At 67.7% G+C, this 13,924-nt stretch carries 10 protein-coding genes; 5 read left to right on the forward strand and 5 right to left on the reverse strand.

The genetic code is table 11. From position 1 onward, the window contains the following. On the reverse strand, window positions 1–746 hold a 746-nt coding region (locus VJ655_RS18870; protein ID WP_324113757.1), incomplete at its 3' end, for a TonB-dependent receptor. A 339-nt stretch (window positions 747–1,085) separates the two neighbouring features. On the opposite strand from VJ655_RS18870, the gene VJ655_RS18875 reads away from it, so the two are divergent. Then, entirely contained in the window at window positions 1,086–3,062 is a 1,977-nt protein-coding gene (locus VJ655_RS18875; RefSeq protein ID WP_324113758.1) for a calcineurin-like phosphoesterase C-terminal domain-containing protein, read from the forward strand. A gap of 386 nt (window positions 3,063–3,448) precedes the next feature. Here the strand turns inward: VJ655_RS18875 and VJ655_RS18880 are convergent, their stop codons facing one another. The 4 genes from VJ655_RS18880 to VJ655_RS18895 form a co-directional block, all read right to left on the reverse strand. Further along, on the reverse strand, window positions 3,449–4,381 hold the full coding sequence (locus VJ655_RS18880; protein WP_324113760.1) for a 3-keto-5-aminohexanoate cleavage protein: 933 nt from the start codon (window positions 4,379–4,381) through the stop codon (window positions 3,449–3,451). Between the two features lie 93 nt (window positions 4,382–4,474). After that, window positions 4,475–5,464 carry an alpha/beta hydrolase gene (locus VJ655_RS18885; protein WP_324113762.1) on the reverse strand — a complete coding sequence of 330 codons (990 nt, stop codon included), beginning with the start codon at window positions 5,462–5,464 and terminating at the stop codon, window positions 4,475–4,477. Window positions 5,465–5,535: 71 nt separating this feature from the next. Beyond that, window positions 5,536–7,770 carry a TonB-dependent receptor gene (locus tag VJ655_RS18890; RefSeq protein ID WP_324113764.1) on the reverse strand — a complete coding sequence of 745 codons (2,235 nt, stop codon included), beginning with the start codon at window positions 7,768–7,770 and terminating at the stop codon, window positions 5,536–5,538. 137 nt (window positions 7,771–7,907) lie between these two features. Then, window positions 7,908–8,819, reverse strand: coding sequence for a LysR substrate-binding domain-containing protein (locus tag VJ655_RS18895; protein ID WP_324113766.1), 912 nt, complete (start codon window positions 8,817–8,819; stop codon window positions 7,908–7,910). A gap of 198 nt (window positions 8,820–9,017) precedes the next feature. Between VJ655_RS18895 and VJ655_RS18900 the strand changes: the two genes are divergently transcribed. From VJ655_RS18900 to VJ655_RS18915, 4 genes are read left to right on the forward strand one after another with little or no spacing between them, the layout of a single operon-like run. After that, the gene (locus VJ655_RS18900) at window positions 9,018–10,661 is read left to right on the forward strand and encodes an FAD-dependent monooxygenase (protein ID WP_324113768.1); all 1,644 of its coding nucleotides are present in this window, start codon (window positions 9,018–9,020) and stop codon (window positions 10,659–10,661) included. Further along, the gene (locus tag VJ655_RS18905) at window positions 10,661–11,536 is read left to right on the forward strand and encodes a fumarylacetoacetate hydrolase family protein (protein ID WP_324113770.1); all 876 of its coding nucleotides are present in this window, start codon (window positions 10,661–10,663) and stop codon (window positions 11,534–11,536) included. Before VJ655_RS18900 ends, VJ655_RS18905 begins: the two co-directional genes overlap by 1 nt. Next, window positions 11,536–12,465, forward strand: coding sequence for a VOC family protein (locus VJ655_RS18910; protein ID WP_324113772.1), 930 nt, complete (start codon window positions 11,536–11,538; stop codon window positions 12,463–12,465). Before VJ655_RS18905 ends, VJ655_RS18910 begins: the two co-directional genes overlap by 1 nt. Then, a complete protein-coding gene (locus VJ655_RS18915) occupies window positions 12,462–13,715 on the forward strand; it encodes an MFS transporter (RefSeq protein ID WP_324113774.1) in 1,254 nt (417 codons plus the stop codon). Before VJ655_RS18910 ends, VJ655_RS18915 begins: the two co-directional genes overlap by 4 nt. Window positions 13,716–13,924: the final 209 nt, after the last annotated feature.

The raw sequence follows: 13,924 nt of genomic DNA on the forward strand, positions 1-13,924 counted from the left end.
CTGTTCGTGCCCGACTTGGTGATGGCGTTGACGAAGCCGCCGGTCGAACGGCCGAACTCGGCGGGGTAGCCGCCGGTCTTCACTTCCACCGATTTGTAGAAGTCGAACGGCACTTCCACCGGCAGCAGGCCCATGCGGAAGTTGGTGATGTTCAGGCCGTTCACGAAGAAGGCGTTCTCGATGAAGCTGGCGCCCGAGATCGAGATCTGATTGGCGAACGAGCCGTTCGCCGAGGACGAGCCCTGGACCACGCCCGGCGACATCAGGGCGATATCGCGCAGCGAGCGGCCGACCGGCACGCGCTCGACAAGTTCGCCGATCTCGATGGCCGCGCCGGTGGTGGTGATCTCGAAGTCCGGCGTGCGCATCCGGCCGGCCTTGACCACGATGGCCTCGACCGAACCGACGGGGGCCAGGGTGAAGAGGTTCGAGGCGCCCGCGCGGCTGATCAGCACGCCATTTTCCGCGTAGGCGTCGAAGCCTTCGGCGGTCACCGACACCGCATAGGCGCCCGGCGGCAGTTGCGGAATGACATAGGCGCCGCTGGCGTTGGTGGTCGCCAAACGCTTCATGCCCAGGGCTTCCGAGGTCAGCTGGACCATCGCGCCGGTGATCGGCTTGCCCTCCGCCGACTGCACGCGGCCCGAGGCCTGGACGTTGGTGTAGTCCTCCGCGAAGGCCGGCGTCGTCATCAGCGCGACCACCGGAATGCAGGTGCTGACCAGGGCCAGCGCTCGTAGCGCCATGACGCCGCTCAGGCGCCGCCCGGCTCGAGTTTGATGCCTCACGACCGACTCTCCCAAAGAGAAATTTGTGCCCGACGAGCGTTGCGACCGTCCTGACAGTCACCGCCCCCTCGCCACAGCCTCCTTTAGGCGCGATTTGTGGATGTGATGTGACATTTGTTGATTTTACGGCGATGTCACGAGAGATTGGCTTGCGCTTTGTGAGCGATCTGACCACAAACCCCCAAATATCCACATGAAGCCGTTCGCGGCGGTCAGATCGCCGTCATCGCGCGGGCCTTCATCGGGGTGTGTCAGACGTCCGCCAATAGGGGCGTGTCTTCAGCGAAGAGGCCTGTCGTGATCAAGACTCCCCTGCCGATCGTCCTGCTGTGCGCGACGGTGCTCGGCGGCTGCGCCGGAGCCGCCCTGGCCGCGCCGACGACGCCCTATTTCGCCGCGATCGACGTCCGCCACGACGCGCGCGCGGACGAGCGCACGATCGCCGGCGTCGTGTTCGATGACGCCAACCACAATGGCCGCCTGGACACGGGCGAGCGTGGCGTGGCCGGCGTGAAAGTCTCCAACAGCCGCGAGGTGGTGCTGACCGACAAGGCTGGCCGCTACGCCCTGCCCGTACGCCCGGACATGGCCGTGTTCGTGATCCAGCCCAGCGGCTGGCGCGTGCCGACCGACCAACGCTGGGTCCCGCAGTTCGCCTATCAGCACAAGCCGGCCGGCACGCCCAAGGTCCTCCGCTACGGCGGCCTGCCGCCGACAGGCCCCCTGCCCTCGGCGATCAACTTTCCGATCATTCCCACAGAATCCGGTCAACGCTTCGATTGCGCGGTGCTGGGCGACGTGCAGCCAGCATCGAACATCGAGGTCGGCTACGTCCGCGACTCCCTGGTCCGCGAGATGCTCAACGCGCCCCGCAAGCCCGCCTGCCTCCTGGCCCTGGGCGACATCGTCAGCGACGACCTGCACCTCATTCCCCGCACCGCCGAGGTCATGGGCGCGATCGGCGTTCCGCAGTGGTGGGTGCAGGGCAACCATGACTACGACCACGACGCCGACCACGACATCGACAGCTCCGACACCTGGCGGCGGCTGTATGGCCCCAACAACTACGCGTTCGAGATGGGCCAAGTGGTGTTCATCGTGCTGGACAACGTGTCGTTCCCCTGCGGCGAGGATCCGCGCGAGGCGCGGGAGCGGCCGTTCTGCAAGCAGTACTGGAAGACCTACGCCGGCCGCCTGCTGCCCGACCAGATGACCTTCATCGAGAATGTGCTGAAGACCACCGATCCGAAAAAACTCGTGGTCTTCGCCGCCCACATCCCGCTCGTCGGCTTCGACAACAGCGAGTCCCAGCCGCACCAGACCGCCCATCTCGACGAGCTCTACGCCCTGGTGAAGGGCCGCCCCGCCCTGGCCCTGACAGGCCACAGCCACACGCTGGAGAACATGGCCCCGGGCGACTCGATGGCCGGTTGGAAAGACACGGTCGGGGTCGCGTCGATCCCGTTCCGCCACCTGGTGGCCGGCGCCGTGGCCGGCGATTGGTGGGGCGGCGACTACGACATCGACGGCACGCCCATGAGCATCCAGGGCGACGGTTCGCCACGCGGCTATGTCGACTTCGCGGTGAACGGGACCGACTACACGCTGGACTACCGCGCCAGCGGCCTGCCGCGCGATCGGGCCATGTGGCTGTCGGTCAGCACCCCGCGCTTCCGCGCCTGGGCCGACAAGATCTTCGCCTGGCGCGACGCGCCCGAAGACGGCCGCGACGCCATCCCGCCGCTCAGCGTCCAGGACCTGCCGGACGTGAAGCTGCTGACCCCCGCGGATCTCGAGGGCGAGAGCTGGCTCACGGCCGACGTCTGGATGGGCGACTCGACGACCACGGTCATGGTCGCCATCGACGGCGGCGTGGCGGCGACCATGACCCGCACCCAGCAGATGCGCGGCGAGCGGGTCCGGTCGGGCTCAGCCTATTCCGATCCGTTCGCCCTGCAGCGTCAACTGACCATGGCCCGTACGGCGATCCAGAGCCGCTCTGGCGATCCGGAAGCACAAGGCTATGTCCAGGGCCGCCAGAAGCGCCTGCCGCCCATGCCGCCGCAGCCGCGCGGGTCCCGCGCCGACCACTCGCCGCATCTCTGGCGCTACGATCTGCCGAAGGATTTAGCCGAAGGGATCCATACGGCGGTCGTCACCGTCACCCGCGACCAAGGCGAAGCCTCGCGCGACATCCTTGTCTTCGAGGTGCGCGCTACGCGCCCGAAGCCGACCTTCGATTTCGAGCAGTGGACCAGGTTCAAGAACCAATAGGCGTGTTTGGCAGTTAGACTGGCGACTCTAGCGCGTATGAGAATGATGTAAGAGCAGTGCTTATCGCATGCCGGCTTTCCGCGCTCTCCAACTGATCGCCACGTCCGGTTCGGGGCGGTGCGGCGCCATGAGCCGACGTTGGTTCGCTTCCAGGAAGGGGACGTTGGTTTCTGACCGGCGAAGACAACGAATTGACGAAGTGTTGTATGCTGATGCCAACTTGAGGATTGGAAATGCGGCTGACCCATCCGCTGAACACGAATAGACTGGCGTCACCCGTAACGTCCCAGCCTTCGATATCATCTCGTCCAAAATGATCACTTGATCCCCTAACGTCAGATCCTTCGACTTGGCTCTGGGAGCTCTAGCGTCGGACCGAGCGCCCGCTAAAAGCCGACACAGTCCCCACCTTTAAGGCCGAGCAAGGCTCGCGCCTCGGCCGGCGTCGCCGGTTCCAGGCTCAGTTCGGCAAGGATGCTTCTGACCTTGAGCACCTGCTCGGCGTTCGAGACCGCCAGCCTCCCCCTTTCGATGAACAGACTGTCCTCCAGACCCACGCGCACGTTTCCACCCAGCAGCGCGGCCTGTGTGCAGAATGGCATTTGGTGGCGGCCCGCCGCCAAGACCGACCACTGATAGGCCTCGCGACCGAACAGGCGGTCGGCGGTCTGCTTCATGAACATCAGGTTTTCGGGGTCGGGGCCGATCCCGCCCAGGATGCCGAACACCATTTGGATAAGGAACGGCGGCTTGACGAGGCCCTCGTCGACGAAGTGGGCCAGGTTGTAGAGGTGGCCCACATCATAGCACTCGTGCTCGAACTTGGCGCCCGTGCCGGCGAGCGTCTCCAGGATCGTGCGGATGTCGCGGAAAGTGTTGCGGAAGATGTAGGCGTCCGAGCCGCGGACATAGGCCTCTTCCCAGCCATGCTTCCAGTGGGCGATCCGCTTGGCGGCGGGGAAGAAGGCGAAGTTCATCGAACCCATGTTCAGCGAACACATCTCCGGCTCGAACGCCAGGGCGGCGGCGAGCCTGTCCTCGACGCTCATGGTGGCGCTGCCGCCCGTGGTGATGTTGATCACCGCGTCGGTGGCTTGCTTGATCACCGGCAGGAACTGGCCATAGACGGCCGGATCGCCGGTCGGCGAGCCATCCTCGGGATTTCGGGCGTGCAGGTGGATAATCGCCGCGCCGGCCTGGGCCGCTTCGATCGACGCGGCGGCGATCTGGTCCGGCGTCAGCGGCAAGGCGTCCGACATCGATGGCACGTGCGCCGAGCCGGTGATCGCGCAGCTGATGATGACCTTGTTGATGGACATGGCGTGGCTTTCCGCGGGCGCGCCTTCGGCGCCTCGGTTGAGGGACATGGCGATGGGGGAGCGGGAGGGACGGCAAGGTCCCTCCCGGACCGACTAGGCCAGGGTCTTGGCCCAGTCGGTGAGCACCTTCACGTAGCGCGCCGGATCGGCGATGTGCATCTGGTGCATGGCGTCCGGCAGGCGGACGCAGTCGAAGCGGACGCCGGCGCCTTCGACCAGGCGCTTGACCTGCTCGACCTGGAAATCGCTGACCGCGCCGATCAGGTTGCCGGTCACCGGGTCGATCGCCCGCATGTGCTGGGTGAGCAGGATCGGCGTCTTGACCTGGGCGAGCAGCTTGTCGTGCGGGCTGCTTTGGGAGACCGTGCCCTGGAAGAAGGCCCGGCCCCATTCGGGATCGTATTCTTGGATGTTGAGCGGCGGCTCCGGGCGGGTCAGGGGCGAACGCGTCGCGGCGATGGCCGGCGCGAACCTGACCAGCGCCTCGGTGAAGCCGCGCCAGTCACCGACCCGCCACTGGTCGCCCAGATAGTCGTTGAACATCTTGAAGATCGGCCCGCCGGCCTGGAGGATCGAATGGCCGTGGGCGGGGGTGCGCTCACAAGCGAACAGCGGCGGGTCCTCCAGCAAGGCCGCGCGGATCTGGCCGGGCATGGCGTAGGCCGAGAGCCAGGCCGAGAGAACCCCGCCCGAGGAATTGCCCGCCACGATCACGGGCCGCTTGACCACCATGGCCAGAAACCGGACCACATCGTTGCCGAAATTGTCGAAGGTGTAGCGCGCCGGGGTCCAGGTGCTGCGACCCTGCCCGCGGAGATCCACGGCGAAGACATGGAAGTCGGCCTCGAGCAGCCTCATCGCCTGCTCATAGCCCCACCAGGACTCCGTCTGCCCCGGGATCAGCAGGAGCGCCGGCTTGTCGGGCGAGCCGGCCTCGGCGTAGTTCATCCGGATCTCGCCCAGGTCCACCTGCTTTTCCGGGTAGCCATGCGGCTGGAAGACATTGCGATTGGCGGGCGAGATCGCCGCGCCGTCATCGCTCGCAGTGCTGGTCCTTGGGCTCGCCGTCTGGTCCGCGCTCATCGATACACCTCTACGAAAAAATGCATTTCATGGCCCCGGAGGGGCCTCGTCTGCCTTGGGTCCGCACGCGTCTAGAAGCTGACGCGCGCGGAGACGCCGAACTCACGCGGCCGGCCCACGTCATAGTGGGCCGTGCCGACGTTGCCGGAATAGTCGACGCCCCCGACATAGTAGTGCTTGGCCAGGAGGTTGGTCCCGAACAGGCCGATCATGTAGCGCGCGCCCGCCGGTGTGAAATCGATGCGTCCGCCCAGCAGGCCATAGCTGGGCAGCAGCAAGGCGTCGGAATCGGTCGGGGTGCTGCGTTGGTCGTCTTCGAAGGCGTAGTTGACGGTCGTCACCACCTTGCCTGAAGCCAGGTCCAGGGTGTGGGCGGCGCCGACCGAATAGGTGACCGGCGGGGCGCGTTGCAGGTCGCTCTTCAGCGTAATGCCGCTGGCCTTGCCAATGTCGGTATAGCGGATGTCGAGCCAGGCGAAGTTGCCGAACAGGCGCAGGTGGTCGCTGGCCTGGACCGACCATTCCAGCTCGAAGCCGTAGCTTCGCGCCTTGCCCGCGTTTTGCAGGATGACGCTGCCCTGGTTGAGGACCGGATTGGACAGCACCACCTGCTGGACCTGGATATTGGTCCAGTCGACATAGAAGGCCGTGGGATTAATCGTGACGCGGCGGTCGAGGAACTGCATGCGCGCGCCGACCTCGTAGCTGGTCGACTTCTCGGGATCGAAGGGCTGCAGCTTCGGCAACTGCAGGGGGTCGTAGGGATTGAAGCCGCCGCCGCGGAAGCCGGTCGAGACGCTCGCATAGCTCATCACGTCGGGGCGCCACTGGTACCGCAGGCCGGCATGGAAGGTGCTGCTGCGGAACTTGTCGGCCGCAGTCGCCAGCGTCGCCTTCGCGGCGGGATCCTGGGCGAGCACCGACTTGTGGTCTTCGCTGAGGCGGAAGCCGCCCAGCAGGCTCAGCTTGTCGGTGACCTTGAGCGAGCCGTCGACGAAGCCGGCGTAGGACTTGGTGTCGCGATTCTCGACCGGCGCCGGAGGCGCTGGCGCGCCCAGCACGTAGAAGGGCGCGATGAGGTTGCGGATCGGCTGGCGCTGGTTGAAGTAGAAACCGCCGGCCACGAAGTTGAGGCGCCCGTCCAGCATCTGCCCGTTCAATTGCAGTTCCTGGGAGAAGGCGTAGGTCTGGGCGGGACGCACGCCGCGCCCGAAGATCGAGGCGATGGTGCCGTCCAGGTCGAACGACTGTTTGTTGTAGATGTCCTGCCAGCCGGTCAGGGACTTGATCGTGAAGCCCTCGGCGATCCGCCAGCCCGCGGTGACCAACAGGTTCTTGTTGGTGGTCTGGCTGAACTCGGGCGCGTCGGTCCCGGGCTGGCAGTAGAAGCACCGCGACTTGAGGCTGTCGGTGTAGAGGGGCAGCCCCAAGGCCGGCGCGACCGCGACATTGTAGATAAAGGGGACCGTAGCCGGCCTGGGCGAGATCGGACCAGGGATCTGGTAGGCGAAACCGTCGAGCTTGTCGCGGCTCCACTGGGCCGAGGCGTCGAGCCAGGTGTTCTCGGTCGGCTCGATATGGGCCTGGCCGCGGATCAGGTCGGTCGTCGTCCCGCCCGAACGCGAGCCGTCGGTCTGGCGGCGCACGTAGCCGTCCTGCTCAAGGTGGCCCCCTGACAGACGAAGGGCCGCCCGTTGGCCCAGCGGGACATTGACGGCGCCGCTGAGGTCATAGCGTTGATAGTTGCCGGCGGTGGCCGCCAGGTGGCCGTCGAAGGCGCCGAGCTTGGCGTTGCGGGTCGTATAGCGGATGGCGCCGCCGATGGTGTTGCGACCAAAGAGCGTTCCCTGCGGCCCGCGCAGCACCTCCACGCGCTCGAGATCGACGATCTTGAACAGCGTTCCCGAGAGCGAAGGATAGTAGAAGTCGTCGACATAGACCCCGACGGCGGGTTCGGAGCCATTGCCCGATCGCTGCTGGCCCATGCCGCGCAGGAAGAAGGTGGCCGAACCACCGCCGTCGCCCGCCGTCTGGGTGCTGACCTGCAGGCCGGGCACGACCGACATCAGGTCCTGGGTGCTGCGCACGTTCAGTCGATCCAGCGATTCCGAAGACAGGGCTGTGACCGCAACGGGGACGTCCTGGAGGCGCTGCTCGCGGCGCGAGGCCGTGACGATGATCTCCGACAGGGTGTCGTCCTGCCCCTTCGCCTCGGGCGCGCCGACCTGTTTGGCTAAAGCGCCGTGGCCCGTCGCCAAGGCCATGGCGGCCGTCGTCGCGAGCAGCCAAAATTTATCGCGCCCCATGCGCTGTCCTCCCCCTTGTTATCGCCCATTGGGCGGCGGTCGAGCCGCATCTTGATAAGGGGTTTCTAGCGTCGTCTCGCGCGGCTGAACGATGGCAAAATCACGCAATCGATGGCAAAATACCATCGCTTAGACGGCTAGCCCGCGGCGGCCTGGACGTGGCGGCCACTGGCCCGCCGGAAGAGATCGGCGAGGAATTCGGCGGCCGGCGTCAACGGCAGGCGGGCCCGGCTGACGATGCAGACGGGCGGCGCCGGGAGTCGCTCGGCGATCTCGATGGGCTGGAGCAGTTCGCGCGTGCCGACGAACTCCAGCCATTGCTTGGGCAGCATGGTCAGCAGGTCCGAATTGGCCACGGCCAGCATGATCGCCATGGTCGAGGCGGCGGTCATCTCGACGATCGGCGGCCGCAGGCCAAAGTGCTCGAAGACCTGGGCGAGCTCGGTGGCGTTGTCGACTGCCACCAGCGTGCGGATCCATTTCGCATCGGCAAGCTCGGCCAGGGTTTTGGCGGCGGCTTTGGGATGGCCCTTGCGGCCAAAGACCAGACGGGTGTTGTCGAACAGCTTCTCGACCACCACTTCACCCTTGGGCGGCGCCTCGGGAACTGGGCCGACATAGAAGTCGATCGCCCCTTCGAGCAGCGAAGCTTCTGCGGTCGGGAAACTGCCTTCCCGCAGCGTCAGATAGACGTCATCGTAGCGCCGGCGGAAGGGCGCGATCACCCGCGGCAGCAGCGACATCTGGACGGCGCTGGACAAGGTCACCGCAACCTGGCCGCTGGCCTCGCCGCGCATCTGGGCGATCTCGTCGACCGCCAGGCGCAACTCGTTCTGTATCGCACCGGCGCGGCGCAGGAAGGCCTGCCCCATAGCGGTGGGCGACACCCCACGCGGGTGGCGCTCGAACAGGGCTACGCCGAGCTCCTGCTCGACCTCCCGGATGCTGCGGGTGATCGAAGGCTGATCGATGCCCAGGTGGCGCGCCGCGGCGCGCAGGCTGCCGCGTTCGGCAACGGCGGTGATGGCGCGCAGGTGCCGAAACTTCATGTCGATCATCCTCCTGTTAACGCAACGCCTAGCCCTCTCGGGCCGGCGACGCAAAGTCATCAGTGATGGGCTTTCGCCATCGCAGGCAAGCGTTTGCCATCGTTCGCGCAACTCACGTTCCCCTAAAACGCGCAAGGCCCACATGGCGCTCGAACCGCAAGGATCTGCGACGAGCTCGAACTGGTTCGGGGAGAGGAAATGATCGAATTAGAAGCGGACGTGCTCGTCATCGGAGCCGGGCCGACAGGATTGGGCCTGGCCGCCGAGCTCGGCGCCCGCGGGATCTCGTGCCTGGTGGTCGAACGCAACGATCGGGTCGGCTATGCGCCGCGGGCCAAAACCACCCACACGCGCGTCCGGGAGCACCTAAGGCGATGGGGCGTCGCCGCCGACCTCGCCGCTGCCGCGCCCTTCGGGGTCGACTACCCTTCCGACATCGTCTTCGTCACGCGCCTAGCCAAACATCAGCTGGCGCGCTTCGAGAACGCCTTCAGCTGCGCGCCGGCCAGGAACGACTTCTACTCCGAGCACGCTCAGTGGGTGCCGCAATACAAGCTCGAGGAAGTTCTCCGGGCGCACGTGGCCACCCTGCCCACCGTCGACCTCCGCTTCAACGTCTTGGTGAAGGGCCTGGAGCAGGACGCCCATGGTGTGACGACGCATGCGGCGGACACCGCCAGCGGCGACGAGATCCTCGTGCGCAGCCAGTACGTGGTCGGGGCCGACGGTCCGCGCAGCCTGGTGCGCGAGACGATCGGCGCGACAATGGAGGGGCGTCAGGGGCTCTCGCGCAACTTCAACATCATCTTCCGCGCGCCGGGGCTGGCGCAGGCGCATCCGCAGGGCGATGCGATCATGTACTGGCAGGTCGACGCCGAGACGCCCAGCACCCTGGGACCGATGGACAAGGGCGATCTGTGGTTCTTCATGCCCGCCAACGTCCCCGAAGATCTTCAGCTCACCGATGACTCGGCCGGCGCCCTGATCCGCAAGGCCACGGGCGTCGACATGTCCTTCGAGATCCTCAGCTGCGACGAGTGGTACGCCAACCAGCTGGTGGCGACCCGCTACCGGCTCGGTCGCATGCTGATCGCTGGCGACGCCTGCCACCTGCACCCGCCGCTGGGAGGCTATGGCATGACCCTGGGCGTAGGCGATTCCGTGGACTTGGGTTGGAAGCTCGCCGGGGTGCTGCAGGGGTGGGCCGCGCCCGCCCTGCTCGACAGCTACGAGCTGGAGCGCCGCCCCGTGCACCGCAGCGTCATCGACGAAGCCGTGGGCAACCACGCGGCCAACGCCGCCATCGTGCGCCACGGGCTTGAGGAAGACAGCCCCGCCGGCGAGGCGCTGCGCCGCGAGGTCGGCGACCTGATCCGGACCACCCGGGCCCGGGAGTTTCGCAGCCTCGGGGTCGTCCTTGGCTACAGCTACGCCGGTTCGCCCTTCGTGGCGCCGGAGGCCGCAGAGCCGCCGCCGTCGGCCACCGACTACCAGCCCAGCGCCTATCCTGGTCGGCTCGCCCCGCACGCCTGGCTTGAGGACGGCAGTTCCCTTTATGACCATTTTGGCCCCGGCTTCACCCTGCTGGTCTTCGCCGAGGGCCATGGAGATGACGTCGCCGCCGCCGCACGCCAGGCCATCGAGGTCAAGGCGCCCCTGGCCGTCGTGCGCCGGCCAGACCCGCGCCTTGCCGCCCTGTACGAGGCGCCCCTGGCCCTGGTGAGGCCGGACCAGCACGTGGCCTGGCGCGGCGCGGCCTGGCCAGGCCCCCAAATCCTCGAGCGCGTGACCGGCCGCCTGTTCGCCGCCGCCCCGGCCTCGACCGAAACGGAGAAAGTTTGATGCGTTGGATCTCCTACCGCACGGCCGACGGCGAGGAAGCCGTCGGCCTGGCCGCGCCAGGCGGCTATCACGGGGCTCGCGTGGCCGACCTCGGCGCGGACCTGCTGGACCTGGTCAAGGGCGGCGCCCCGGCGATGGCCGCGGCCGCCGAGCGCCTGGCCGCCGCGCCGGTGGTCGCCGCGAAGAACCTCGACCTGCTGCCGCCCCTGCCCCGCCCGCCCAAGATCATCTGTATCGGGCTCAATTACATGGCCCATTCCCAGGAGGCCGGCTTCAGCCCGCCGGCCTACCCGGCCATTTTCGCCCGTTACGCCACCAGCCTGGTGGCCCACGGCGCGCCGATCCTGCGCCCGCGCGTTTCCAGCCAGCTCGACTACGAGGGCGAACTGGCCGTCGTGATCGGCCGCGGCGGCCGCTACATTTCCGAGGCCCGGGCGCTGGACCATGTGATCGGATATGCCGTGTTCAACGACGGCTCGGTTCGCGACTACCAGGTGCGGACCCAGCAATGGACCATCGGCAAGACCTTCGACGCCACCGGCGCGTTTGGGCCGGAACTGGTCACCGCCGACGAATTGCCGCTCGGCTGCAAGGGCCTGCGCCTGGAGACCCGCCTCAACGGGGAGGTGGTGCAAAGCGCCTCGACCGACGAGCTCATCTTCGACGTGGCGCGACTGGTGGCGATCCTCTCGGAGGCCATCACCCTGGAGCCCGGCGACGTCATCGTTTCTGGCACTCCGTCCGGCGTCGGGGCGGCGCGCAAGCCGCCGCTCTGGATGAAGCCGGGCGATGTCTGCGAGGTCAGCATCGAGGGCGTTGGCCTGCTGTCCAATCCGATCGCCGACGAACCCACCCCCACGGCGGGAGACGCCTGATGGCCCAAGCCCTGCGCGCGCGGCGCCCCGGGGTCCTGGGCGTCCATTCGCTCGACCACTTCGCCATCACCGTGCCGGACCTGGGCGTGGCGCGGCGCTTCTACGAGGCCTTCGGCCTGGAGGTCCACGACGACGGCGAGGCGCTCGCCATCCACGTCCTGGGCGGAAACCACCGCTGGATGCGGATCGCGCCCGGCCCGCGCAAGGCCCTGAAGCACCTGAGCTTCGGGATCTTCGAGGACGACCTCGAGCGCTTCGCCGCGCGCCTGGCGCGCCTGGGAATCGCCGCCAGCGGCGGCCCGGGGGCATCGCTCTGGCTGGAGGATCCCCATGGCCTGGCCATCGAGCTGCGCGTGGCCGAGAAGTCCTCGCCCGACGCCAAGGCGGTTCCGGCGGCGGCGCCATCGACGCTTCGCGGGGCGCCGATGCGCGACGCCGCGCCCCTGGTGCATCCGCGGCGCATGTCGCACGCGGCCTTCTTCACCCCCAACTTAGACGCCACCCTGGCCTTCTACATCGACGCCCTGGGCCTACGCCTGTCGGATCGCTCGGGGCCGGGCGCGTTTCTGCACGGCGCGCATGGCAGCGAGCACCACATGGTCGCCTTCGCCCAATCGAGCCAGGCCGGCTTCCATCACAGCGCCTGGGAGGTCGGTTCGGTCGACGAGGTCGGCCTCGGCGCGGCCCAGATGGCGCGCGCGGGCTACGCCGAAGGCTGGGGCCTTGGGCGCCACGTGCTGGGCTCGAACTATTTCCACTATGTTCGCGATCCCTGGGGCAGCTTCGCCGAATACAGCTTCGACATGGACTACGTGCCGGCCGACTTCGACTGGCCCAGCACCGAGGCCTCGCCCGAGAACGGTCTCTATCTCTGGGGCCCCGCGCCGCCGGACTATTTCGGCGTCAATTCCGACGGAGGAACGCATTGACCTTGGCATCCGCCCCCCTGCCGAGCGCCGCAGCGCCGGCCAGCCGGCGCGCGGCGGGCGAGCTTGGCCTGCTGCTGGTGCTCGCCACCTGCGCCGCCCTCGTCTTCCTCAACCGCACCGGCATCAGCTTCCTATTCCCGGCCATCCAGGGTCAGCTGCACCTGACCAACACCCAACTGGGCCAACTGATGTCGGCGACGTCACTGGCCTGGGCGCTGTCCAGCGTCGTCTGCTCACTGGCCAGCGACATCCTGGGCGTTCGCCCGCGGCTGCTGATCGTGGTCTGCACGATCGGCTTTTCAATCGTCGGCGGGCTATCCGGCCTGGTCTCCAGCTTCGTGGCGCTGCTGCTACTGCGCGTGGCCATGGGCGTCTTCGAGGGTCCGGTCCTGCCCTTGATCCAGTCGACGGTCTCGGCGGTGTCGCCGCCTGGGCGACGGGGCGCGAACCTTGGCATGATCATCGGCGGCTCGGCCCTGGTAGGCGCGGTGCTAGCCCCCCCGATCATGACCGGGCTCTCGGCGACGCTGGGCTGGCGTTCGGCTTTCCTGGCCATCGCCATTCCTGGTCCGCTCGTGGCCCTGGCGGTGTGGATCGCCACGCGGCCGCGGGGGCTAGGCGGTCCGCTCGCCACGGAGCGATTGGACCTGCGCGGCGCCCTGGGCTTCATCAGGCGCCGTAACATCTTCCTGGCGCTGGTGGGGGCCGTCACCCTGATCGGCTCTACGGTGGCCTCCGCCGCCTTCCTGCCGCTCTACCTCTCCTCGCTGCCGGCGTTTTCGCCGACCTCGAAGATCCTGTTCTTCATGGCCTTGGGCGTCATTCACAGCATCGGCGGCATCGTCCTGCCGGCCCTCTCCGACAAGATGGGCCGCCGGGCGTGCCTGATCGCCGCCTGCCTGTGTTCGACGGCCACGCCGGTCGCCCTGGCGCTGATGTCGCTCTCGGCCTGGTGGGTGGCGGCCGTGGTGGTGCTCGGGTTCGTGGCCTCCGGGGCCTTCACGCTGATGATCTATGTCGTGCCCGGCGAGACGGTGCCGCCGCAGATAGCCTCGACGACCTTCGCGATCCTGTTGTTCGTGGGCGAGATCATCGGCGGCGGCGGCGCGCCGACCCTGGCCGGCTGGGTGGCGGACCATCGCGGCCTGGCCGCCGCGCAGTTGGTGTGCGCGGCTCTGGCGGGCGTGGCCTTCATCGCGGCGTTGTTCGTCGAGGAGCCCCCCCACGCCGCGCCGGCCCCGGCCGCCTGAGGCCACCGGCTAGACCCTCCGCCCAGGACCTCGGCCCCTCCTGCTGGCGCGTGCACTGCGCGCGCCAGCCTTTTTTTCTCGCTGCTCATCCGCCCCGATGCGCGCGAAGACGCCGAGTGATCGTTCGCTAGGTCCCCTGGCCGGATTGATGCAGGTACTTCTGGACCGTGGCGCGCCGGGCGTAGACGATGATCACCTCGGGCGACAAC

This window comes from Caulobacter sp. (assembly GCF_035254145.1).
GTDB lineage: Bacteria > Pseudomonadota > Alphaproteobacteria > Caulobacterales > Caulobacteraceae > Caulobacter.